The sequence below is a fragment of the Roseovarius litorisediminis genome (assembly GCF_900172295.1).
In the GTDB taxonomy this organism is placed as follows: domain Bacteria; phylum Pseudomonadota; class Alphaproteobacteria; order Rhodobacterales; family Rhodobacteraceae; genus Roseovarius; species Roseovarius litorisediminis.
This window is the reverse complement of record NZ_FWFL01000003.1, coordinates 19,045-39,650: the sequence shown is the minus strand read 5'-3', so window position 1 is coordinate 39,650 and position 20,606 is coordinate 19,045. Positions and strand designations below refer to the sequence as shown.

General features: G+C 58.1%; 27 protein-coding genes. 17 read left to right on the top strand and 10 right to left on the bottom strand.

Translation table 11 applies throughout. The features are described from left to right. Positions 1-27: 27 nt before the first annotated feature. Positions 28-1,005 (top strand): LysR family transcriptional regulator, encoded by a 978-nt coding sequence (locus PEL8287_RS06365; RefSeq protein ID WP_085891938.1) that lies wholly within the window; start codon positions 28-30, stop codon positions 1,003-1,005. A 78-nt stretch (positions 1,006-1,083) separates the two neighbouring features. Here the strand turns inward: PEL8287_RS06365 and PEL8287_RS06360 are convergent, their stop codons facing one another. From PEL8287_RS06360 to PEL8287_RS06340, 5 genes are all read right to left on the bottom strand, one after another. Next, a complete protein-coding gene (locus PEL8287_RS06360; protein WP_085891553.1) occupies positions 1,084-1,644 on the bottom strand; it encodes a F0F1 ATP synthase subunit B in 561 nt (186 codons plus the stop codon). A gap of 5 nt (positions 1,645-1,649) precedes the next feature. Continuing rightward, positions 1,650-2,225, bottom strand: coding sequence for a F0F1 ATP synthase subunit B' (locus tag PEL8287_RS06355; protein WP_085891552.1), 576 nt, complete (start codon positions 2,223-2,225; stop codon positions 1,650-1,652). Positions 2,226-2,312: 87 nt separating this feature from the next. After that, positions 2,313-2,549: a F0F1 ATP synthase subunit C gene (locus PEL8287_RS06350; RefSeq protein WP_085799500.1), complete on the bottom strand. Its 237-nt coding sequence runs from the start codon at positions 2,547-2,549 to the stop codon at positions 2,313-2,315. Between the two features lie 78 nt (positions 2,550-2,627). Beyond that, a complete protein-coding gene (locus PEL8287_RS06345; RefSeq protein ID WP_085891551.1) occupies positions 2,628-3,413 on the bottom strand; it encodes a F0F1 ATP synthase subunit A in 786 nt (261 codons plus the stop codon). Beyond that, positions 3,403-3,765: an AtpZ/AtpI family protein gene (locus PEL8287_RS06340; RefSeq protein WP_085891550.1), complete on the bottom strand. Its 363-nt coding sequence runs from the start codon at positions 3,763-3,765 to the stop codon at positions 3,403-3,405. The genes PEL8287_RS06345 and PEL8287_RS06340 overlap by 11 nt, the downstream gene beginning before the upstream one ends. 370 nt (positions 3,766-4,135) lie before the next feature. On the opposite strand from PEL8287_RS06340, the gene PEL8287_RS06335 reads away from it, so the two are divergent. After that, entirely contained in the window at positions 4,136-5,323 is a 1,188-nt protein-coding gene (locus tag PEL8287_RS06335; protein WP_085891549.1) for a hypothetical protein, read from the top strand. Between the two features lie 87 nt (positions 5,324-5,410). On the opposite strand, the gene PEL8287_RS06330 is transcribed toward PEL8287_RS06335, so the two are convergent. Further along, a complete protein-coding gene (locus PEL8287_RS06330) occupies positions 5,411-5,827 on the bottom strand; it encodes a universal stress protein (RefSeq protein WP_176228572.1) in 417 nt (138 codons plus the stop codon). 113 nt (positions 5,828-5,940) lie between these two features. Between PEL8287_RS06330 and PEL8287_RS06325 the strand changes: the two genes are divergently transcribed. After that, the gene (locus PEL8287_RS06325; protein ID WP_085891547.1) at positions 5,941-6,270 is read left to right on the top strand and encodes an ArsR/SmtB family transcription factor; all 330 of its coding nucleotides are present in this window, start codon (positions 5,941-5,943) and stop codon (positions 6,268-6,270) included. A 19-nt stretch (positions 6,271-6,289) separates the two neighbouring features. Here PEL8287_RS06325 and PEL8287_RS06320 read toward each other — a convergent pair whose 3' ends face one another. Together PEL8287_RS06320 and PEL8287_RS06315 are read right to left on the bottom strand one after the other, a co-directional pair. Beyond that, positions 6,290-7,204 (bottom strand): DMT family transporter, encoded by a 915-nt coding sequence (locus tag PEL8287_RS06320; RefSeq protein WP_139837715.1) that lies wholly within the window; start codon positions 7,202-7,204, stop codon positions 6,290-6,292. Then, positions 7,201-8,082: a LysR family transcriptional regulator gene (locus PEL8287_RS06315; protein ID WP_085891545.1), complete on the bottom strand. Its 882-nt coding sequence runs from the start codon at positions 8,080-8,082 to the stop codon at positions 7,201-7,203. Before PEL8287_RS06315 ends, PEL8287_RS06320 begins: the two co-directional genes overlap by 4 nt. A gap of 506 nt (positions 8,083-8,588) precedes the next feature. On the opposite strand from PEL8287_RS06315, the gene PEL8287_RS06305 reads away from it, so the two are divergent. From PEL8287_RS06305 to PEL8287_RS06255, 12 genes are all read left to right on the top strand, one after another. Then, on the top strand, positions 8,589-9,092 hold the full coding sequence (locus PEL8287_RS06305; protein ID WP_085891543.1) for a hypothetical protein: 504 nt from the start codon (positions 8,589-8,591) through the stop codon (positions 9,090-9,092). A 310-nt stretch (positions 9,093-9,402) separates the two neighbouring features. Further along, positions 9,403-10,911: a signal recognition particle protein gene (gene ffh / locus PEL8287_RS06300; RefSeq protein WP_085891542.1), complete on the top strand. Its 1,509-nt coding sequence runs from the start codon at positions 9,403-9,405 to the stop codon at positions 10,909-10,911. 12 nt (positions 10,912-10,923) lie between these two features. Then, on the top strand, positions 10,924-11,619 hold the full coding sequence (locus PEL8287_RS06295; protein WP_306372179.1) for a GNAT family N-acetyltransferase: 696 nt from the start codon (positions 10,924-10,926) through the stop codon (positions 11,617-11,619). Next, on the top strand, positions 11,616-12,137 hold the full coding sequence (locus PEL8287_RS06290) for a GNAT family N-acetyltransferase (protein ID WP_085891540.1): 522 nt from the start codon (positions 11,616-11,618) through the stop codon (positions 12,135-12,137). Before PEL8287_RS06295 ends, PEL8287_RS06290 begins: the two co-directional genes overlap by 4 nt. Position 12,138: 1 nt before the next feature. Further along, positions 12,139-12,744: a GNAT family N-acetyltransferase gene (locus tag PEL8287_RS06285; RefSeq protein WP_085891937.1), complete on the top strand. Its 606-nt coding sequence runs from the start codon at positions 12,139-12,141 to the stop codon at positions 12,742-12,744. Continuing rightward, positions 12,737-13,036, top strand: coding sequence for a chorismate mutase (locus tag PEL8287_RS06280; RefSeq protein ID WP_085891539.1), 300 nt, complete (start codon positions 12,737-12,739; stop codon positions 13,034-13,036). Before PEL8287_RS06285 ends, PEL8287_RS06280 begins: the two co-directional genes overlap by 8 nt. Positions 13,037-13,083: 47 nt before the next feature. Further along, complete coding sequence (rpsP, locus tag PEL8287_RS06275) at positions 13,084-13,503, top strand: 30S ribosomal protein S16 (protein WP_085891538.1); 420 nt, start codon at positions 13,084-13,086, stop codon at positions 13,501-13,503. A 17-nt stretch (positions 13,504-13,520) separates the two neighbouring features. After that, a complete protein-coding gene (bluB, locus tag PEL8287_RS06270; protein ID WP_085891537.1) occupies positions 13,521-14,150 on the top strand; it encodes a 5,6-dimethylbenzimidazole synthase in 630 nt (209 codons plus the stop codon). 2 nt (positions 14,151-14,152) lie between these two features. Continuing rightward, positions 14,153-14,296, top strand: coding sequence for a hypothetical protein (locus PEL8287_RS19950; RefSeq protein ID WP_176228571.1), 144 nt, complete (start codon positions 14,153-14,155; stop codon positions 14,294-14,296). Next, a complete protein-coding gene (rimM, locus tag PEL8287_RS06265; RefSeq protein WP_085891536.1) occupies positions 14,293-14,802 on the top strand; it encodes a ribosome maturation factor RimM in 510 nt (169 codons plus the stop codon). Before PEL8287_RS19950 ends, rimM begins: the two co-directional genes overlap by 4 nt. Before the next feature lie 251 nt (positions 14,803-15,053). Then, entirely contained in the window at positions 15,054-15,707 is a 654-nt protein-coding gene (locus PEL8287_RS06260; RefSeq protein ID WP_370737914.1) for a sigma-70 family RNA polymerase sigma factor, read from the top strand. After that, positions 15,708-16,343: a ChrR family anti-sigma-E factor gene (locus PEL8287_RS06255; RefSeq protein ID WP_085891535.1), complete on the top strand. Its 636-nt coding sequence runs from the start codon at positions 15,708-15,710 to the stop codon at positions 16,341-16,343. 143 nt (positions 16,344-16,486) lie between these two features. Here the strand turns inward: PEL8287_RS06255 and PEL8287_RS06250 are convergent, their stop codons facing one another. Both PEL8287_RS06250 and PEL8287_RS06245 read right to left on the bottom strand, forming a co-directional pair. Further along, positions 16,487-17,212, bottom strand: a complete 726-nt coding sequence (locus tag PEL8287_RS06250) for an SDR family NAD(P)-dependent oxidoreductase (protein ID WP_085891534.1) — start codon at positions 17,210-17,212, stop codon at positions 16,487-16,489. Further along, positions 17,212-17,979 carry a DUF1365 domain-containing protein gene (locus PEL8287_RS06245; protein WP_085891935.1) on the bottom strand — a complete coding sequence of 256 codons (768 nt, stop codon included), beginning with the start codon at positions 17,977-17,979 and terminating at the stop codon, positions 17,212-17,214. Before PEL8287_RS06245 ends, PEL8287_RS06250 begins: the two co-directional genes overlap by 1 nt. 157 nt (positions 17,980-18,136) lie before the next feature. Between PEL8287_RS06245 and PEL8287_RS06240 the strand changes: the two genes are divergently transcribed. Together PEL8287_RS06240 and PEL8287_RS06235 are read left to right on the top strand one after the other, a co-directional pair. Continuing rightward, positions 18,137-19,480: an NAD(P)/FAD-dependent oxidoreductase gene (locus tag PEL8287_RS06240; protein WP_085891533.1), complete on the top strand. Its 1,344-nt coding sequence runs from the start codon at positions 18,137-18,139 to the stop codon at positions 19,478-19,480. Then, entirely contained in the window at positions 19,419-20,576 is a 1,158-nt protein-coding gene (locus PEL8287_RS06235; RefSeq protein ID WP_085891532.1) for an SAM-dependent methyltransferase, read from the top strand. Before PEL8287_RS06240 ends, PEL8287_RS06235 begins: the two co-directional genes overlap by 62 nt. The last annotated feature ends 30 nt before the right edge of the window (positions 20,577-20,606 follow it).

The following is a 20,606-nucleotide window of genomic DNA, read 5'->3' as shown; positions in this document are numbered from 1 at the left end:
ACTATTAAATTTCTCATGGGGCCCCCAATGGCAACCCGCATTTCTACAGACACTAATCTGATCAAGGCGATGGAGGTCTTTGTCGCCATTGTTGAAACCGGTCAGATGACCGCTGCTGCACGACTGGTGGGTTTGACCCAATCCGCTGCATCGCAACATATCGCCAATCTTGAGCGCACCTATGATGTCAGGCTGATCGACCGCTCGACCCGCCCGGTCAAACCAACACAAGCCGGGACGCTGATGTATCGCCATGCCGCACGCATCCTGAATTCGGTGGCAGATCTGGCGACTGACCTGCGCCATCAGGGCCCGCACCCGATCAGCGTGCTGCGCGTCGGCATGCTGGCCTCGATTGCGACAACGCTGTCAGTGCCGCTGGTTCAACTTGCCAAGGACAGGTTCAACGTTCAGGACATGACCCTGCACGCAGGGCAAAGCGGCGATCATGAAACACTGCTGCGTACCAAACGCGCCGACGTCGTTATCAGCTCTAATCCGTTCTACGACATGGACGGGTTAGAGCGGCACGATGTCCTGCAAGAGGCGTTCCTGCTGGTTTTGCCTGCCAGCTATAACGGACCACAGCAGAACCTGGGGGACATCCTGCAAAACCTGCCGCTGGTGCGCTTTGCAGATACCACAAGCGTAGGTCGTCAGATCGAACAGCATCTGCGGCGGCTGAAACTGCAGGTCCCCCGGGTCATACAGGCCGACCGATCCAGCATGGTGACCGCTTGCGTGGCCCGCGGCATGGGGTTCACTCTGCTGAGCCCCACCCTGCTGATTGATGGTTTTGTCGAAAAGATGCCCATGAACATCCGCCCCCTGCCTGTTGCCGGTCTGTCGCGCCGCATCACCGTTGTCGCGCGTGACAAGGAAATGGGCGGCCTGCCCTTGGCATTTGCGGATATCGCCCGAGATGCCCTGTTGCGGCAGATAGGTCAGCAAATGGGCAATGTAGGGCTTGATGCCATTACAGTTGACGATGACAGAGGAAGTTGAACAGAAAAAAGCCCGGGCACTTCGGCCCAGGCTATATTCCGCAGCTTTATTCGGTAGGGTGGGTTACACCCACGTTTCTCAGTGCAGTTTGGCATCCACATCCGCAATGGCAGACTCAATCAGACTGTTGCCTTCTGTCGCTGTCATCTGCTTGGAAATCACATCCTTGGCCGCGCCAATCGCGATGGATACCGCCTGATCGCGCACATCCTTGATGGCGCGCGCCTCGGCGGAAGCGATCTGATCTTCAGCGGCCTGCAACCGGCGTGCAATTGACACCTTCAGGTCTGCCTTGGCCTGTTCGGCTGCCAAAACAGCCTCGTCGTTGGCATGGGCGACGATACGGTCGGCCTGCTCCTGCACTTCCTTCTGCTTGCGCTCGTAACTCGCCAGCAAAGTCTGGGCCTCTTCGCGCAGGGCGCGGGCTTCTTCCAGCTCGCTCTTGATGCCTTCGGCGCGTTCATCCAGTTTGCCACCCAGAAGGGTTGGCACCTTGAGATAAAGCAGAACGCCGACAAACAGCAGGAATGCGATCAACACGACAAAGTTCGTGTTGGTCAGTGAAAAGAACGGGCCGGATGCCGCCAGCGCGGGGCTGGCTGTGATCAGGGCCGTCAGAGTAGCAAGTATTCCGCGCATATCTGTTACCCCTTCATCCGGGCTGTAATGGCCGCCGTGACTGTTTTGGCATCCGCCTTGCCACCCATCGCCGCAATGATTTCCTTTGCGGTGTCCTTGGCGACAACTTTGACGCTTTCCATGGCGTTCGCGCGAATTTCGGCGATTTTCTTTTCACCTTCAGCCGCCTTGGCGCCAATTTCGGCGTCGGCCTTGGCAATAGCATCATCCAGATCCGCCTTCATGTCGGCTTTGGCCTGAGCGATAATATTCTGCGCCTCCGCACGGGCATCTGCCAGCGCCTTGTTATAGGCTTCTTCGGCCTCGACAGCTTTGGCTTTCAGGTCTTCTGCCGCTGCAAGGTCATTTGTGATGGTCCCCTGACGCTCGGCCAGAACCGCCGCGATGCGCGGCAGCGCGATGCGCGACAGGACAAAATAGATCACGACCAGCGTGACCGCCAACCAAAATATCTGGTTGCTAAAAGTTGTTAAGTCCAGCTGCGGCATGCCGACAGCTTCGGCACCACCATGGGCAGCATCGGCTGCACCATGCGCCGCGTCAGCGGCGATTTCCGTGGCTTCGTGCGTTTCGCTTGCCATGTCGTCCTCCCTCGGGGAACTTTCCGTCTGCAAAGGGTGAAAGGCCTAAACCCTTCACCCCCTCGTAAGGATCAGATTCCGTCAGGTTTAGACAGCAAACATCAGCAGAAGGGCAACGAGGAACGAGAAGATCCCCAGCGCTTCCGAGAACGCGATACCGATGAACATGGTTGCGGTTTGGCCGCCGGCAGCCGACGGGTTGCGCAGGGCGCCCGACAGGAAGTTACCAACAACGTGGCCCACACCTACAGCAGCACCGCCCATGCCTGTACAAGCCAGACCAGCACCGATGTATGCACCCATTTGTACGACGTCACCTTCCATTAGAATTCTCCTTACATTGGAATTTGCGTTGTTTCGTTTGTTCGTAAGGCGGGCGAACCCGCCGTTGTCTCTATGACCTTAGTGGTGCGGATGCAGCGCATCCTTGAGATACACACAGGTCAGGATCGTGAAAACATATGCCTGGATAAAGGCCACCAGCACCTCAAGCGCATAGATCGCTGTTATGGCAATGATGCTCAACGGTGTTACAATAACGCCGATCCAGCCAATCAGGATCATCGGCGCGAAAGCCGCGAAAACCTTGATCACCGCGTGACCCGCCATCATGTTGCCCGCAAGCCGGATCGAGTGGCTGACCGGACGCACGAAATACGAGATTATTTCAATCAACGCCAGAATGGGCCGTAGCGGCAACGGTGCCGCACTGATCCAGAACAGGCTCAGGAAACCCGCGCCGTTTTTGACAAATCCCAGGATTGTCACGGTCAGGAACACCATCATCGCCATGACCGCAGTAACTGCGATGTGGCTGGTTGTGGTGAAAGCCATCGGCAGCAGACCCAGGAAGTTGGCGAAAACGATGAAGATAAACAGCGTCATGATATAGGGGAAATACGGCAGCGCATCCTTGCCCGCGACGTCTTCTACCATCTTGCGGATAAAGCCATAGGCCAGTTCTGCGATCGACTGAATGCGCGAAGGGATCGTTGCGCGCCCCGAGGTGCCCAGCACCAACAGACCGACAATCGCCAGAATGGTCAGGCCCATCCATAGGGTCACGTTGGTGATTGTGAACATGCCCACTTGTCCGTCGCCAAACAGCGGTTTGACGATAAACTGATCCATCGGGTGGAAAACCAGTTCCAACGCCCCGCCTTCGGCACCATGCGCTTCAGTCGCCATTCTTTGCCCTCTCGTCTCCACCCGTTTCGGGTGATTTGTCCCCGGCCTCTGCGGCCATATTTGTCCGCTGGAGTTCTGCTGCACTGCGCATCATCGTCTTGATACCCGCAGCCATCCCCAGCAAAGTAAACAGCACCAGAAAGATCGGGAGCGTCCCGAACAGGCTATCCAGCCCGTATCCGATGCCAAAACCGATCAACAGACCGGCAACCAACTCTATCACCATCCGCCAGGCATGTTGTGCCTGAGAATAATGTTCGTTCTGATGGGCCTTGGGCGCGTCCTTGCTTTTCAGCTTGTTGATCCTCGCCTCAAGCTGCGCAAGGCGCTCGGCTGGATCGGGTTCGGTCACGCTTTTGCCCTCTCAAACGGTTGCGCCTTTGCTAAGCCGCGTCAGGCCCTGAGTCAAGCGCACCTAAACCTCCCGTCGAACAGGGTTAAATTATTGATTTATAGTAAATTTATTTCCCGCTGAACTTATGCGGGTTTCTGCCGCAGGCCGTGAAACCGCCAAAAGCCACGGTTTGCGATATTCAACCATCTGGTTGACTCTGCCCTACCGGCCCGCACGACAACACTGCGCCAACAAACAGGAATATACACGCAGTGATTGATTTTGGCGCGAGCCAATGCCATGCCCTCAACCAACGGGAGATCAATTATAAAAATTTACTCGTTCGCGTCGCCACGATTTTTCAATTCCTTTACCGCTGGAGCCAATCATGACCCTGCCCTCAAAACAATTGACACTCCTCGCCAGTCTGGCCGCCCTTTCGCTTCCCGTTACGGCCCAAAGCGCCTCGTCCGGCTGCACCGATGACGGTTGGCTAGCCAAATCGGACGAAAAATTTGCCGCCGACTGTGCCGACATGGCCTTTGACGGCGACCTTGAGGAACGTCAGAAACTGGCCTGGATGTTCTTTGCCCGGATCAGCCAGCTGGTCGACGACCCCGACAAGGGCGGCATGTCCGGCAAGGGCAAAGCCCCGGTCTGGATGGCTTGGCCCACCGATCCCGACACCTTCGGCACCGCCTGGCCCTTTGCCTTAGACAAGGATGTCCGCAACGATCTCAACCCCTCGGTCGAGAAAAAGGATATCAAGGCCGGTCGCATCGCCACCGCTGACCCCGACGGTGCCAACGAAGAGGTGACCCGCAACAAAATCAGCTATGATTACCTGATCCATAACGGCCTTACGACCAAGATTGACGTGGCCACCTATTTCACCAAACACGATTACGTCGACATGCCCGTCGGCTCGGTTGAACTCAAGGCCTCATGGTTACAGGTTACCAAAGGCAGCCCGGCCCCCGAGGGCGCGCTGACCTTCAGGTTCGACAGTGGCGAATACTGGTGGCGCGGGCTGCATATCATGGTCAAGATGAAGCCGCTCAAAGATCCCGGCGATGCCTTTTATACCGAAGAGCCCAGTTGGTTCTGGACGACTTTTGAGCTCAACGACAACCCCGGCGTGGCCCATGTGCGCGAAACGCTGATCACCCAGCGGGCGCCTCTGCCCCAGGACGAGATATCGGAGATCCTCAAGGCCGGGGGGCTGGCCGGTTTCGGGTTCGAATCCTATGCCCCCAATGGCACCCAGATTCGCTTTACCGAAAATGCGGACGGCACCACACCGGTTATCCTCGGCCACACCGATATGGAAGATTTCGCCGGCAGCCCCAACACCGCGCAACCGCAGTACTGGAAAGCGTTCGAGGCCAGTTGCCATGGCTGCCATGCAACAGCGGCCTATAATCCGCAGACCGCCGCCTTCTTCCCCTTCTCGGTGCCGACAGGCGCGCTGCATCCGGGCTATAACAAGACCGACAGCGCCGGGGTCGTGCGCTATCTTGGGCAAGGCTACAGACCGCTTGATTTCATGTGGCCCATCGCGTTTCAGGCCCGCTGACTTGCGCACTGCGGGGGCACGGGCAACAGGGACTGCCCGGCCTGATAATGACACCTGCGCGCGGCCTCATCGCCGCGCGCAGGCCTTTCAATCGCGCACCACGAAAACCGAGATCGGCGCGTGCACCGCCAGCCGCCCGCCGTGCGAGGCGACGATATATTCCGCCCATCCCGGCTGATGTGACGCGATGACCACAAGATCGATCCCGATCTCGTCAATTGTCTGCCTCAGCTTTGCGTCGACCTCGACACTGGGGTCAGGCACTGAAATCGTCAGCGTGCTCACCTCGATGCCCTTGCCCTGGCCAAGCTCTTCGGCAAAGATATCCAACAGGCGGCTATAGGTCTCGATCGAATGCGATACTTTCGCCTGTATCCCGCCGCAGACACTCACCAGCGTCAGCCTTGCATCGTACAGCCTGGCCATATCCGCCGCCGCGTCCAGCGCCTTGGTCAATGTGTCTTTCACCGACAGGTCAACCGGCACCATAATGTGACTAAACATATTGGCCTCCTCTCTCATTGATTTGCCTGACCGTAACAATCACACAGCCGACCGGCCTTGTCACAGGTCAATCCGGTTGACGCCCCCCCTGCCAACCCGCTAACGCATGCGGTATGTCCGATCCGCTTGATACCGTTTTTTCGGCCCTCGCAGACCCCACCCGCCGCACGATCCTGTCGATGCTGCTGGAGGATGACATGGCTGTGACGGACGTGGCCCACCCCTTTGACATGAGCCTTGCCGCGATCTCAAAACACCTTGGCATCCTGACCCGCGCGGGCCTGATCAGTCAGGAACAGCGCGGGCGCGTGAAATGGTGCAAGCTGGAGCCAGACGCCCTGCGCGATGCCAGCATCTGGATGCAAAGTTTTGGTCAGTTCGAGGCGGTCAATCTGGACGACTTCGAGCGGTTTCTGGCAACCGAATTTCCGGACGCAGGCTGAGCAACAAGTGGCCCAGGGGCTATTGCGCGGCGCGCGCGGGCGCTGCGTTCATGGTGTGTTCGTCTTTCAGCAGCAAAACAAGGGCCAGTATCGTCAGGCCCACCCCACCCAGGACCAATCCACGCGGCACGCCGTGGCCCAGCGCGGCCTCCCAGCAGATCACCCAGGTGGGTGTCAGATAGGTATAGGCCATGACCTTGGCACTGGGCAGGCGCAGGCTGGCATATTGTAGCAAGACAAAGGTCACTGCAGTGGCGAAGACAGCCGTATAAAGGATGGTGATCCAGACAATCCCCGGCAGCGCGGCCCAATCTGTGAGCAAGATATCCCGCCACCCGAACAACATGATCAATGCAGCCGCAGCCGTCAGGGCGCCAAAAGAAAACACCACCGGCGATTCACCGCGGTTCAACAGACGTACCAGCGGCGTATAGACCGCATGCGCCACGCAGCCCCAGAAATAGATAATCTCTCCCCGGCCGACCTCAAACGCCAGCAGTGCAGACCAGTCGGCACGAAAGATCACCCAAAGGGCGCCTACGGCCCCGACGCTCAGCGCCATGGACATGCGCGCTGTGGTGATCTGGCGCAACAGAACATAGCCTGCGACGCCCGACAAAATCGGCGTCAGTGTAAACACTGCCGAGGCTGACACCGGCGGCGCGGTTTTCAGACCCTCGAACATCAGCACGAAATAGACTCCCATCGCCGCGCCCATCAGCAGATACCGCCAGGGGGCGGTCAGTGCCGACCGCGACAGCCCGGACGTGGCCAGCGCCACCGTACCTACGATCATTGAGGCCAGCACAAACCGCACCGCATTTAGGGCCGTTGGGGCGATATGCGGGGCCGCCATGGATCCCAAAGCAAAGGATCCGGCAATCAACGCCGAAAAGCACAGCATCGCCAGATGGCCGCGCAAGGCGTTTGTCACGCGACCTCCCATGCTTTGGACCGTTCCTTGAGGTAGGACAGAAAGGCCTGCACTTTTGTGGTCCGGTGCAAATCCATATGCGTTACCAACCACAAGGGCGAAGACCACTCTGGCTTCGGCTCGGTAATCTGTATCAATCCACCCGTTTCAACAGCTTCCAGTTTAGGCATGAAACCGATACCGGCACCTGCAATGATAGCGCGCCGCTGCGCATGCACGTCACCACTTCGAAAAACGATGCGATCCGCAGGCACGTTCTCGCGCATCCAGCGGGCAAAAGGCGCCCGCGAATTTGCGTCATCCACGCCAACAAATCGATGTCTGGCATAGCTTTCCTGGTCTGTAGGCTTCCCATGCCGGTCGATATAGTCCTTGCTGGCAAAAAGCGTGTATTGCAGGCTGACAAAGGGTTGCACAACATTATCCGGCTGGTCCGGCACCGAACCTGCACGGATCGCAACATGGGCTTCGCCATATTCCAGCCGAAACAGCCGGTCCCCCGTCAGATAGCGCACGATCAGCCCGGGATGCGCTATCTGAAAGTTTGCCAGAACCGGCACCAGCAGATGGCTCAGCCCGCCCAGAGATGTTACCACCAGCTCTCCCGAAACATCATTGCCGCGCCCTTTTATACGGCCCGCCAACTGATTGAACTGATCGTCAGTGGCCTGCGCCACGCGCAGCAGGTCATCGCCGGCCTCGGTCGGTGTGTAACCGCGTGCATGCCGCTGAAACAACTTTACACCAAGGCGTTCCTCAAGCGCATCGATATGCCGGATGACCGTGGCGTGGTGCACGCCCAGAACCTCTGCCGCCCCACTTACGGTCCCGACCCGTGCCACGTTAAATGCTGTGCGAATTTCGTCCCAATTATTCATGCAAAACCCTTTTCATTACCAAACCATGCCCGCATCTCAATTCAGCGTCGGGCCTTTTCGCAAGCCCCCAGGGCCAACTGCCAAACCTTTGCCCCCAAATTTAACGGCCCAAATTCGGCTTTACCCCCTGGCAAGCAATGTTCTGCAATTTGTGATTTTTTCCTACTGGCGCGCACCACAATCACTTATCTCAGACACTCCCAGACAATCAACTTGCAGATGTAGCCTCGCAAGCCGACATGTCCAACCCGACCGTACCCCGGCCCGATAGTCCGCCGGGGCATTGGTTTTATTATCGGCGGCAAAATGAATGGCGCAATCAAAAAAGCACCTTTTCAGGGTTTGGTACGGCACGCCGATCAAAAAGCACCCATATTCTTAGCTTCTTCCAAGCCGTCAGCTGGCTGCGGTTGATCTGTCTCAATGCGCAGATGTTCCAAACGCTATAAACAAGAAGCGCAGGGTGAGGTGATGCGAGCCGCTGCAACAAATGGCCGGAGGCAAGGATGGTCAGGATTAACGCGTATTTGCCAGCGGTTTTCCTCTACGTCGCCGCCACCGTCGCGGCAGTCGCCGATCCGGTCGTAGGGGCCAACTTTCATGAGCTTTTCGAGGAAAGATGTCTGTCCTGTCACGGACATGCCGGCCCCTTCATGCGCGACCACGTCACTCTCGACGAAAACACATTGACCAGCAGTCGCGGCCAGTCTCTTGATGATTTCCTTGACCACCACGCTGGCGGTTTGTCAGCACCGGAAAAGGCCCTGTTTCTGGATGTGTTTCGCGCGCAGATCACATCGGAGGGATTGTTTGAGAGCAAATGCCGTAACTGCCACGACCGCGCGTTTGAATTTGCCAGGCTGCGCCTTGCCATTCGCGACGACAGGCTTGTCGGACGTTATAGTGGAAACGATATCGCCGAATTTCTTACCCGGCATGGTCGGCTTTCCGGTTCTGAGGCGCAGCAAATGACAAACGCCCTGCGCGCCCTTCTGCAAGGCCGCCGTTAGCCTGCCTAAGCGGGTCCGCCGGATATATAGCAGGTACAAGTGTTATCCCGAAACCCAAACGGCCCTACCATTGGCAGGTCAGTCACCGCAGTTATTGACTCTCCCCTCATGGCGCAGTAACAGCCCGCAACACTCCGGAAGTTCGTCAAGCTTCCGGTCCCATGGCCCTTGTGCCGGGATCGCCCTCCGTCAGCGCGTTGCGCCCACGGGGGCGCTTAACGTTTGGGATTGCTCGTTCGGGCATTGGCAATTGGAGCGGTCCATGCCTACCTTTGGACCAGAATGAAACGGTGATGAAGGAGCCGCCTGGATGTTTGAAAATCTGTCAGAACGCCTCTCTGGCGTCTTCGACCGTCTGACCAAACAGGGCGCCCTGTCCGAAGATGACGTCAAAACCGCCCTGCGCGAGGTCCGCGTGGCCCTGCTCGAGGCTGACGTGTCCCTTCCCGTCGCGCGCGACTTCGTCAAGGCCGTGCAGGAAAAAGCCACCGGTCAGGCTGTCACCAAATCCATCACACCCGGCCAGCAGGTCGTCAAGATTGTAAATGACGCGCTGGTTGAAACGCTGTCCGGCGAAGGCGAACCGGGTGCTCTGAAAATTGATAACCCGCCCGCGCCGATTCTGATGGTCGGCCTGCAGGGTTCAGGTAAAACCACCACCACGGCCAAACTTGCCAAACGCCTGACCGAACGCGATGGCAAGCGCGTGCTCATGGCCTCGCTTGACGTCAACCGTCCGGCGGCGATGGAACAACTGCAAATTCTGGGCAAACAGATCGGCGTCGATACCCTGCCCATCGTCAAGGGTGAAGACCCCGTACAGATCGCCAAACGCGCCAAAACCCAGGCCAGCCTTGGCGGCTATGACGTCTACATGCTCGATACCGCTGGCCGGCTCCATATCGACGAAGAACTGATCGCCCAGGCCGCTGCCGTTCGCGACGTTGCAAACCCGCGCGAAACCCTGCTGGTGGTCGATGGCCTGACTGGTCAGGATGCCGTCAACGTCGCCACGGAGTTTGACGACAAGATCGGCGTCACCGGCGTTGTCCTTACCCGGATGGATGGCGACGGCCGCGGCGGTGCTGCCCTGTCGATGCGCGCCGTCACCGGCAAACCGATCAAATTCGTCGGCCTTGGCGAGAAAATGGACGCGCTCGAAACCTTCGAGCCGGAACGCATCGCCGGCCGCATCCTCGGCATGGGCGATATCGTCAGCCTTGTCGAGAAAGCCCAGCAAACCATCGAGGCCGAACAGGCCGAACGCATGATGAAGCGCTTCCAGAAGGGTCAGTTCAATATGAACGACCTCAAGATGCAGCTTGAACAGATGCAAAAGATGGGCGGCATGGAAGGCGTGATGGGCATGATGCCCGGCATGGGTAAGATGGCCAAACAGGTGCAGGACGCTGGCTTTGACGACAAGATCCTCAGCCGCCAGATCGCCCTCATCCAGTCAATGACCAAAAAGGAACGCGCCAATCCGCAAATCCTTCAGGCCAGCCGCAAGAAACGCATCGCCAAAGGGGCGGGCCTTGAGGTGCAGGAACTCAACCGGCTTCTGAAAATGCAGCGCCAGATGGGCGACATGATGAAGAAGATGGGCAAAATGGGCAAAGGCGGCATGCTGAAACAGGCGATGAAAGGCATGTTCGGCAAAGGCGGCCCATCTCCCGAAGACCTCGCTGCGGGCATGGACCCCAAGGCGCTGGAACAGGCAGCCAAACAGATGGGCGGTAAACTTCCCGGTGGCCTGCCCGGCCTTGGCGGCGGCATGGGTCTGCCCCCCGGCCTCAGCGGTTTTGGCAAGAAAAAATAGCATGTATTATTCGTGCCCCAAATATCCCCGCCCGAGGCTTCTGCCCTCGCACCCCGCCCAACCGGCGGCGGCGATGTATTGCACCCGCCCCACTCTGAAATCAGCCGCGCGGCAGCGCGACATCTGGATCACGCTGCCATGAGCCTGACCCTCAACATACCCCGGCTGGAAACCGACCGGCTGATCCTGCGTGGGCCCCTCGCGTCAGATTTCGACCCACTGGCCGACTTCCTGACCGATCAGGAACGGGCTCATGGGTTCGGGGCCACCCCCGACCGCTCCAAGGCGTGGCGCTGGTTTGCCACCTCGATCGGCCACTGGGCATTACATGGTTATGGCTATTTCACTATGGAACTGAAAGAAACAGGGACGCCCTGCGGCATCACCGGGATCTGGAACCCCCATGGCTGGCCCGAACCCGAACTGGGCTGGGTCGTTTACCAGGCCCATGAAGGCAAGGGCATTGCCCGCGAAGGCGCTGAACGGGCACGCCTTTGGGCTTATGAACATCTGGGGATGACCACCCTCACCTCGAATATCGTGCCCGGCAACACCCGCTCGATCGCGCTGGCGGAACGCATGGGAGCCCATCTGGAGCGCACCTACGAGAATGTCGAAATGGGCACCGAGATGCTCTTTCGCCACCCCTCGCCGTCTGATCTGGGCCTCAACACCGATGCCGATGGCAACCCCGAGGCCTACGCATGACAATTACCCCCCACGCCCCAACCATCTACACCGCCGATCTTATCCTGCGCGGCTATGTCGAATCCGATTTCGACGCCTTTGCTGCCTTTGGGGGTTCTGAGCGGTCAAAATTCGTGGGTGGCCCGCAAAGCCAGTGGGATAGCTGGCGCGCCTTTCTGGCGGGCATTGGCCACTGGATGCTGCGCGGCTACGGCATGTGGATGGTCGAACATCGCAGCAGCGGTGAGACTGCAGGCCGGGTTGGCATGATCAACAACAAAGGCTGGGACGAACCTGAACTGGGCTGGCATATCTACGACGGGTTTGAAGGCAAAGGATACGCCTATCAGGCCAGTATCGCGGCTCGCGACCACGCTGCCCGGTATTTTGGCCTCAATGGGGTCATCTCCTATATCGATCCGGCCAATACCCGCTCCGTCGCTCTTGCGCGCCGACTTGGGGCGGGCTTCGAACGCGTAGGCCAGTTGCTGGGCAAGCCCTGCCATATCTACCGTCACCCGACGCTTGGAGTTGCCTGAGATGTCTGTGGTGACCATACCAACCCTGGAAACGAAACGCCTTTTCCTGCGCAGCCCCGAACCGCAGGATTACCCCGATTTCAAAGCCACATTCAGCTCTTACCGCTCGCGTTTCATGGGTGGGCCGCTGAACAAATACGAGGCGTGGATGCTTTATGCCGCCGAGATCGGCCACTGGAATATCCGTGGTTTCGGCATGTGGATGATCCACGAAAAAACCACCGGTGAAACCCTTGGCATGGCCGGTGGCTGGTTCCCCGCAGGCTGGCCTGAACGCGAGATCGCCTGGATCATATGGCCCGAGAAATCCGGCCACGGCTATGCGCTCGAGGCCACCCATGCCGCGCGACATCATCTCTACCATGAGATGGGCTGGGACGGCGCGGTCAGCTATATCGACCCCAAAAACCTTGACAGCATCCGGTTGGCTGAACGTCTGGGCGCTGTGAAAGATAAAGAAGCCGCCACAATTGATGGTAGTGACGCCGTTTACCGGCACCCTTCACCTGACCGGTTGAAATCCGGCCAGATCGCAGACGGCATCGCACTTGAGATCAGCCACTACTGCGACCCGCTTTTCAAACCGAAAGGAATGCCCGTTGACTGATGATCATTCCAAAATCGCCGCTGACCTGCTCAAAGGACATCGTGACAGCATCGACCGGCTGGATGCCGTGTTGGTGTACACGCTGGCAGAGCGGTTCAAACACACCAAGGCCGTGGGTAAACTCAAGGCTGAACACACCCTGCCCCCTTCTGATCCGCTGCGCGAAAGCCAGCAGATCGAACGGCTTCAGCGCATGGCGATGGATGCCGATCTCGACCCCGAATTTGCCAAGAAGTTTCTGAACTTCATCATTGGCGAAGTGATTCAACACCACAAGAAACATCAGGAATGATGGGCGCAAAAGCCCTTCAAATAGCTAGAAAATAGGAGAATCTAATCATGGCTATGAAAATTCGTCTCGCCCGCGGCGGCTCGAAAAAACGTCCCTTCTATCGCATCGTAGCAACCGACAGCCGTATGCCACGCGACGGTCGTTTCATCGAAAAACTGGGCACCTACAACCCACTGCTGCCGAAAGACAGCGAAGAGCGCGTGAAAATGGATATCGACCGCGTCAAGCATTGGCTTGGGCAGGGCGCCCAGCCCACCGACCGGATCAGCCGCATGCTGGAAGCCGCCGGTGTCGTCGAGAAAAAAGAACGCTCGAACCCCAACAAGGGTGAGCCGGGCAAGAAAGCCAAAGAACGCGCTGAGGAAAAAGCCGCCAAAGCTGCCGCCGCAGCCGAAGCCGCTGCTGCGCCAGCACAAGAAGCGCCTGCTGAAGAGGCCGCTGCTGAAGAAGCGTCCGCAGAAGAATAAGGCAGGATCGCACTGGAATGTCCGAGTTTTCACAAGACTTCCAGAACGACCTGCTAGATCTGATGCGGTGGCGGCGCGACGTGCGTCGCTTTCGAAAAGATCCGGTGGACGAGGCATTGCTTACGCAGTGCCTCGACACTTTTCTTTTGGCCCCGTCGGTGGGCCTTTCTGAACCCTGGCGTGTTGTCCGGGTTGAAAGCAACGGCGCCCGTTGCGCCGCGCTTGAGAACTTCGAAACCGCCAACGCCAGGGCGCTGGCCGGATATCAGGGTGAAAAAGCCCGCCTTTACAGCAGCCTGAAACTTTCAGGCATGCAGGAAGCGCCGGTTCAGCTGGCCATTTTCTGTGCAGACGAGACCGACAAAGGCGCCGGGCTTGGCGCGGCTACCATGCCCGAAACCCGGCGGTATTCGGTGGTTGGGGCAATCACCCATTTCTGGCTTGCCGCGCGTGCGCTTGGTCTTGGCGTGGGCTGGGTTTCGATCCTTGATCCCGATCAGCTTTGCCGCGATCTGGAGATGCCCGACAACTGGCAACTGGTGGCCTACCTCTGCGTTGGCTGGCCAGAAGAAGAAAGCCTTTCACCCGAACTTGAAAACCTTGGTTGGGAAACCCGCCGCGGCACCCTGCCCGTTGAGGTGCGGTAACCATGTTTCGGCCGGTCCGCACCCTTTTCCTGATGGTTCTGGTCTTTCTGGCCGGTGTCTTCTTTGAACGATACCAGCACGGCGAACGTTGCGCCGCCGCAGGGGGGGCAGTTGTGTCGGGCCTTTGTACCGGAGCAAACGGATGACAGATGAAACCCGTATCTGCGTTGGCGCCATCGTCGGCGCCTTTGGGGTCAAAGGCGAGGTACGGCTGAAAAGCTTTACCGCCATGCCCGAGGATATCGCCGCCTACAGCCCGCTTTCAGACGAAGATGGCGGCAGAACCTTCAGTGTCACCCTGACCGGCCAGATCAAGAACGGTTTCATCGCTCAACTTACTGGTGTCCGCACCAAGGAACAGGCCGATGCCCTGCGCGGTGTCCGGCTTTACGCCAGCCGCGATCAGCTGCCCAATCTGCCGGATGACGAATATTACCACGCAGACCTCATTGGCCTGGAAGTCTTCGATACCGGTGGCGCCTCTCTTGGACGCGTGCAAAACGTGCTTAACCATGGTGCCTCGGATCTTCTGGAAATCAACGGCCCTGACCTGAAAGAAGCGGTTCTGCTACCCTTCACCCACGAGGCCGTGCCGACCATCGACCTGACCTCGGGCCGCATCATTGTCGACCTGCCTGAAGGGCTGTTGTAAACCTGCTTAGTGCGCCTGTCGGCCAATCGATCGACCTTCCGTTTCAGTCTTCGACGGCAGGTGGCTTTTCACACTCGAAACCACATTGCCGGGTTGACCAGGCCCAACGCGTTTCAAGCAGGCCCTGATAATTGATCCCGTCTTGCACTGGCGCCCGAAATGTTTCTTTGCCATCCTGGCATCTGGCCAAGGCCGGATCAGACGGCTTGACCAGGTAAGAAAAAAATTACAGGTCGAATGATCCAAGTTACATGCGTCTGCGTAATCAGTCTATGATGACGCTGAGCCTTGATATCCCGCGCACAAGACCAACTGTGTCTCCTGCGCCCAGAGATGAAAGCAGACCGGTGCCGTCGACCGAAACTGAGCTATCGCAGCAAACCGTTTGGATGATTGCCATCCGGGACTCCCGGGATCGCGACGCCTTTGCTGCGCTGTTTGATTATTTCGCACCGCGTTTGAAAGGCTTTATCATGCGGTCGGGTACATCGGCCGCCCAGGCCGAAGAGATTGTACAGGATGTAATGCTGACAGTCTGGCGCAAGGCGGCACTTTACGACCCGCATCGTGCGCAGGTTTCAGCCTGGATCTACCAGATCACCCGCAACCGGCAGATCGACATAGTCCGCAAGGAAAAACGCCCCGTTCCCGAAGAATTGGGCGACAATCTGGACGCTGAGCCTGACGCCGGTCAGATTCTTGCCATGGATCAGGAAGCGGGGCAATTGAAGCAGGCACTTGCGCAGCTGAAAGAAGATCAGCGCGACATCATCGAAAAGGCCTATTTGGGCGAACTGACTCATCAAGAGATCAGCGAACTCACCGGCCTGCCGCTTGGAACGATAAAATCACGTATCCGGCTAGGGCTGGAACGGTTGAGACACGAGTTAAAGGGACTGCGATAGATGACCGCAATCACCCACCACATCCCCGAATCCATTTTGGCGGCCTATGCGGCCGGCAACCTGCCACACCCATTTGCTCTGGTCGTGGCCAGCCATGTTTCCCTGTGCCCGGATTGCCGTGGCGCGCTTGAGACGCATCAAGCTTTAGGCGGCACAGTGCTTGAGGCAACAGATGCGGTTGCAGTCTCCAGTGACCTCAGAGCGGATATTCTGGCACAGCTTGATGCACCCTTTGTACCTGCGCCGGCCTATGATCGCACGGGGGTGTTTCCTGGCCCGGTCATGGAGGCGCTGAAAGGCAAACCTCCGCGCTGGAAAACCCTGGGCATGGGGGTGCGCCAGAACATCCTGTATTCGAACAACGAAGGCTCGGTCCGGCTGCTGTTCATTCCACCCGGTCAAGCGGTGCCTGATCACAGCCATAACGGGCTGGAGCTGACGCTGGTTTTGCAAGGCAGCTTTAGCGACGAAACCGGACGCTTCGGTGTGGGGGACGTTGAAATCGGCGATGAGGATCTAGAGCATACGCCGGTGGCGGATATGGGGGATCCCTGCATTTGCCTGGCGGCAACCGACGCGCCTTTGCGCTTTAACTCGCTTGTGCCGCGCCTGCTTCAACCGTTCTTTCGCATCTAGCGATAAATCCGTTTGCAGGCCCAACCACAACCACTGGAAACATAAACATCCTGATCGCGGATGACACGATTTTGGGCTTTTTGGCCGTCATCGGTATGATTCATGTGATGTCCAAATGATATCCGGTTGATATCTGCCGGGTGTTACTTTCCGCGGTAGAGCAAAAAGTCTGGAATGAAATCCAGCGCCCGGATGGCAAATGAAAACGGGGCGGGGAAATCTGTGCGAAATCGGGTAGAACACATGGCTTTGAAAACCCGTTTAGCGGCGTCGCGGGGTGACATGAGCATCGGCATCTTGAAATCGTTTTTCGCGGTCAGGCGGGTTTTGATGAAACCCGGGTTAACGATCCGGACGACAACGTCGCTGCCTTTCAGGTCATGCCGCATGGTTTCGGCCAGACTGATCAGCGCAGACTTGCTGGCGCCGTAGCCGATGGAGGCAGGCAACCCGCGATACCCGGCAAGCGATCCGACCAGGGTGATGTCACCCCTACCTGCACGCATGAACTGTGGCACCACTTCGCCCAGCACCCGTAAGGCCCCGGTGAAGTTGACATCTGCCATGGTCAGCGCGGCATCGGCATCCCACCCGGTCGCACGCATCGGATCGTAGGCACCCGCATTATAGATCAAGCCGTCGATCGGACCGATCCCGGCAGCGGCCTGCCGAACCGCTTTCAGATCGGTCACATCCAGAGGCACGGCGCGCGCGTCAGGCAATTCGGCACAAAGGCTTTCAAGGCGGCCGGCATTGCGCGCCGAGAGCACCAGCCGTGCACCTTGGGCGCTCAATTCTCTGGCCAGCTCTCGCCCCAAACCTTCACTGGCGCCAACCAGCCAGTAGGTTTTCCCTGAAACCGAAACCATTACTGATGCCTTCGAAAGGTATGACTGTCGGAAATCAGCGGCTCGGGCGGTTCAGGTGTTTTCAGGAACGGCGCACGCTTGAGGTAAAGGATCATCGCCTGCCAGTAGATCAGCGCCACAACCCGCGCTGCACCAAACGGGCGGCGAAGCGCGGCCCACAGCAGCGACGCATTCGTGGCAGGCCTGCGCGCGCCGGCAAGGGTGGCAAGCACACCCTGGTCGCCGTTCTCATAGTTGATACGGATATCAATCGCGCCCCCGGACATGTCAAAACTGAACACATACCGCCCTGCCACTTTTTGAAACGGCGACACATGCATAAGCTTTTCGGCAATAATTCTGTCCGTTCTGCCAATCGGCCGAAAATCATCATGGGCACAGAAATAACAATGGCGGTCGCCAAAGGTGTTGTTCACCTCGGCCACAAAGGCACAGGGTTTGCCCTCCAGCAGCGCGATCCAGAAGCTGACGGGATTGAAATGCACCCACAGAAAACTGGGCTGGGTCAGCAATAAAAGTTGCGCATTTTCCACCGGAAACCCGCGTTCTGATAAAACCTGCCTGAACCATGCAAGCCCGCGTCCGTCACCACGCGGACCGCCATGCCTGCGATCCCAGAGCGACCAGAGGTTGAAGCGGTTGCGCGACATCAACGCGGGGCCGGTATCATGCAGATCGCTCAGCACGTAATCCACACCATAGCGAAAAGCATTTTTAAGTGCGCCGCGTCGGGCGTGACAGGTCTGTGCTTGAATATGTTCCATCATGACAAGATCAATACGCAGCAACTGTGCATCCGGATCATTTGTTTTCGGTTTTTCCCGACGCGAACAATCGCATGCCGGAATTTTTGTAAACCCTATTGTGATCCAACCCGTCAAAGCCAGCGTATCTGCCTTGTAAGCAAGAGTGAATGAGGACCGAATGCTTGATCAGACCCAAGGCCCCCGAAAGAACATCGCGATTGTCGGGGGGGGTATTTCCGGCCTTTCAGCCGCCTATTACCTGTCGGCTCGGCATCAAGTCACCTTATTCGAGTCCGCTCCGCGGCTTGGCGGACATGCCCGCACGGTTCTGGCTGGGCGGAACGGCGATCAGCCGGTTGATACCGGCTTTATCGTGTTTAACTATGTCACATACCCCTATCTGACCCGGCTTTTCCGCGATCTGAACGTACCGGTGATCAAAAGCGAAATGAGTTTTGGGGCCAGTATTGATGACGGTAGGCTTGAATATGGTCTGAACAGTCTACGGGCAATTTCGGCCCAGAAACGCAATCTGGTGCGGCCCCAGTATTACAGGATGATCGCGGATATCCTGCGCTTTGGAAAACACGCCGAGGCCGCAGCGACCGACGACAGCAAGACGATCGGTGAACTGGTGGATGATCTGGGCCTGGGACTGTGGTTCCGTAACAACTACCTTTTGCCAATGTGTGGCGCGATCTGGTCAACGCCCGTGGCCGAAGTCGATGCTTTTCCAGCAAAGTCACTGATTCAGTTTTTCAGAAACCACGCCTTGCTGGCATACAGCGGTCAACATCAATGGTGGACGGTGAAGGGCGGCAGTATCGAATATGTGCGCCGCCTTGAAACGGCGCTTGAAGCGCGCGGTTGCAATATTCTTAAAAATACCCCTGTTGCACGGGTGACACGGCAGCGGTTTGGCGTTTCGGTTCAGACCCGGGGGCAAGACGCGCAGGTCTTTGATGACATCATCCTGGCCTGCCACTCGGATCAGGCTTTGGCGATCCTCGGTGCGGATGCCACCCCGGCCGAGGCATCGGCCCTTGGCGCGATCCGGTATCAACCCAACACGGCCGTTCTTCATTGTGACACCAACCAGATGCCCAGGCGGCGGGCCTGTTGGTCCAGCTGGGCCTATCGGTCCCAGAATGGGGCGATCGGCGTGACCTACTGGATGAACAAACTGCAAAACATACCCGAGGATGATCCGCTTTTTGTCACGCTCAACCCCTCGCGCGATATACCCGCCGAAAAGATTTATGATCAGGTTCAGTTTGCCCACCCGGTCTTTGACAAGGCTGCTTTGCAGGCACAGGGCCGGATCCGCGCTATGCAGGGGCAGAACAATACATGGTTCGCCGGGGCCTATAACCGTCACGGCTTTCACGAGGACGGCATCGCCAGCGCCATGCGCATTGTCCGCATGATCGACGATCCCCTGCAGATGAAAGGAACATCCTTTGCGACTGACAAACAAAGCCCTGAAATCAGAATTCCTGACGACGTGCGGGCGACTGCGTGAAGGCCGACTGACCCTGCGCACGCCCGAGGGCGAGCGGTACAGTTTTGGCACCTCCGGCCCCGAGGCCGAGATGGTGATCCGCGACTGGGCGGCGGTGTCTGCGATGGCAGCGCATGGGCAGGTCGGTCTGGGTGAAGCCTATGTCCAGGGCCTGTGGGATACGCCCTCGATCGAGGGGCTGATGAAACTGGCCATGCGCAACCGCGATCACCTTGGCAACTATGATCAGGCCAGCATGTTCAACCGGGCAAAATTCCGGGCGGTGGATACACTCCTGCGGGCCAATTCGCGGCGCGGAGCGCGCAAGAACATCCGCTCGCATTATGATGTCGGCAACGAATTTTATCAGCTATGGCTGGACGAGGGCATGAACTATTCCTCGGGCCTTTTCGAACCCGGCGGCACTGACCTGTCGCAGGCGCAGAGCCTCAAGAACACCCGCGCCCTGTCGCGGCTGGGTCAGGGCGAACGGTTGCTGGAAATCGGTTGCGGCTGGGGCGGGTTTGCCGAACACGCCGCCCGCGAGGGTCGGGATGTGACCGGCGTCACGATTTCTCGTAACCAGCACAGCTATGCCGAATGCCGCCTCGACGGGCGCGCGGACATCCAGCTGCGCGATTATCGCGACATTGAAGGGCAGTATGACAACATTGTCTCGATCGAAATGATCGAGGCCGTCGGTGCGCGCTACTGGCCCAGCTATTTTGACGTGCTGAAACGTAACCTGGCAGAAGGCGGGCGGGTTTTGCTGCAGGCAATCACCGTCAGGGACAGCTATTTTGAGACCTACAAAACCTCTTCAGACTATATCCGGCAATATGTGTTTCCGGGCGGCATGCTGCTATCTGACAAGGTGATCGCGCAACAGGCCAAAGGGGCCGGGCTTGAGGTAAAGGATAACTTTGCCTTTGGTCAGGATTATGCCAAGACCTGCCGGATCTGGGCCGAACGGCTTGCCGGACAGAAACGCCGGATTGATGAACTGGGCTATGGCAAGACGTTCTTTCGCAATTGGCAATACTATCTGGAAATCTGCGCCGCCTCGTTTGCGATCGGTCACACCAATGTCGTGCAGGTTGAATTGGCACATGCGTAACCGCAGCGCCCCTATGTTGCTGCGTCGCAA

Excerpts from the sequence above, each read along its gene's own strand:
- PEL8287_RS06365 (WP_085891938.1), top strand. The coding sequence starts at position 28 with ATGGCAACCCGCATTTCTACAGACACTAATCTGATCAAGGCGATGGAG.
- PEL8287_RS06360 (WP_085891553.1), bottom strand. The coding sequence starts at position 1,644 with ATGCGCGGAATACTTGCTACTCTGACGGCCCTGATCACAGCCAGCCCC.
- PEL8287_RS06355 (WP_085891552.1), bottom strand. The coding sequence starts at position 2,225 with ATGGCAAGCGAAACGCACGAAGCCACGGAAATCGCCGCTGACGCGGCG.
- PEL8287_RS06350 (WP_085799500.1), bottom strand. The coding sequence starts at position 2,549 with ATGGAAGGTGACGTCGTACAAATGGGTGCATACATCGGTGCTGGTCTG.
- PEL8287_RS06345 (WP_085891551.1), bottom strand. The coding sequence starts at position 3,413 with ATGGCGACTGAAGCGCATGGTGCCGAAGGCGGGGCGTTGGAACTGGTT.
- PEL8287_RS06335 (WP_085891549.1), top strand. The coding sequence starts at position 4,136 with ATGACCCTGCCCTCAAAACAATTGACACTCCTCGCCAGTCTGGCCGCC.
- PEL8287_RS06330 (WP_176228572.1), bottom strand. The coding sequence starts at position 5,827 with ATGTTTAGTCACATTATGGTGCCGGTTGACCTGTCGGTGAAAGACACA.
- PEL8287_RS06325 (WP_085891547.1), top strand. The coding sequence starts at position 5,941 with ATGTCCGATCCGCTTGATACCGTTTTTTCGGCCCTCGCAGACCCCACC.
- PEL8287_RS06315 (WP_085891545.1), bottom strand. The coding sequence starts at position 8,082 with ATGAATAATTGGGACGAAATTCGCACAGCATTTAACGTGGCACGGGTC.
- PEL8287_RS06305 (WP_085891543.1), top strand. The coding sequence starts at position 8,589 with ATGGTCAGGATTAACGCGTATTTGCCAGCGGTTTTCCTCTACGTCGCC.
- ffh (WP_085891542.1), top strand. The coding sequence starts at position 9,403 with ATGTTTGAAAATCTGTCAGAACGCCTCTCTGGCGTCTTCGACCGTCTG.
- PEL8287_RS06290 (WP_085891540.1), top strand. The coding sequence starts at position 11,616 with ATGACAATTACCCCCCACGCCCCAACCATCTACACCGCCGATCTTATC.
- PEL8287_RS06285 (WP_085891937.1), top strand. The coding sequence starts at position 12,139 with ATGTCTGTGGTGACCATACCAACCCTGGAAACGAAACGCCTTTTCCTG.
- rpsP (WP_085891538.1), top strand. The coding sequence starts at position 13,084 with ATGGCTATGAAAATTCGTCTCGCCCGCGGCGGCTCGAAAAAACGTCCC.
- bluB (WP_085891537.1), top strand. The coding sequence starts at position 13,521 with ATGTCCGAGTTTTCACAAGACTTCCAGAACGACCTGCTAGATCTGATG.
- PEL8287_RS19950 (WP_176228571.1), top strand. The coding sequence starts at position 14,153 with ATGTTTCGGCCGGTCCGCACCCTTTTCCTGATGGTTCTGGTCTTTCTG.
- rimM (WP_085891536.1), top strand. The coding sequence starts at position 14,293 with ATGACAGATGAAACCCGTATCTGCGTTGGCGCCATCGTCGGCGCCTTT.
- PEL8287_RS06260 (WP_370737914.1), top strand. The coding sequence starts at position 15,054 with ATGCGTCTGCGTAATCAGTCTATGATGACGCTGAGCCTTGATATCCCG.
- PEL8287_RS06255 (WP_085891535.1), top strand. The coding sequence starts at position 15,708 with ATGACCGCAATCACCCACCACATCCCCGAATCCATTTTGGCGGCCTAT.
- PEL8287_RS06250 (WP_085891534.1), bottom strand. The coding sequence starts at position 17,212 with ATGGTTTCGGTTTCAGGGAAAACCTACTGGCTGGTTGGCGCCAGTGAA.
- PEL8287_RS06245 (WP_085891935.1), bottom strand. The coding sequence starts at position 17,979 with ATGATGGAACATATTCAAGCACAGACCTGTCACGCCCGACGCGGCGCA.
- PEL8287_RS06240 (WP_085891533.1), top strand. The coding sequence starts at position 18,137 with ATGCTTGATCAGACCCAAGGCCCCCGAAAGAACATCGCGATTGTCGGG.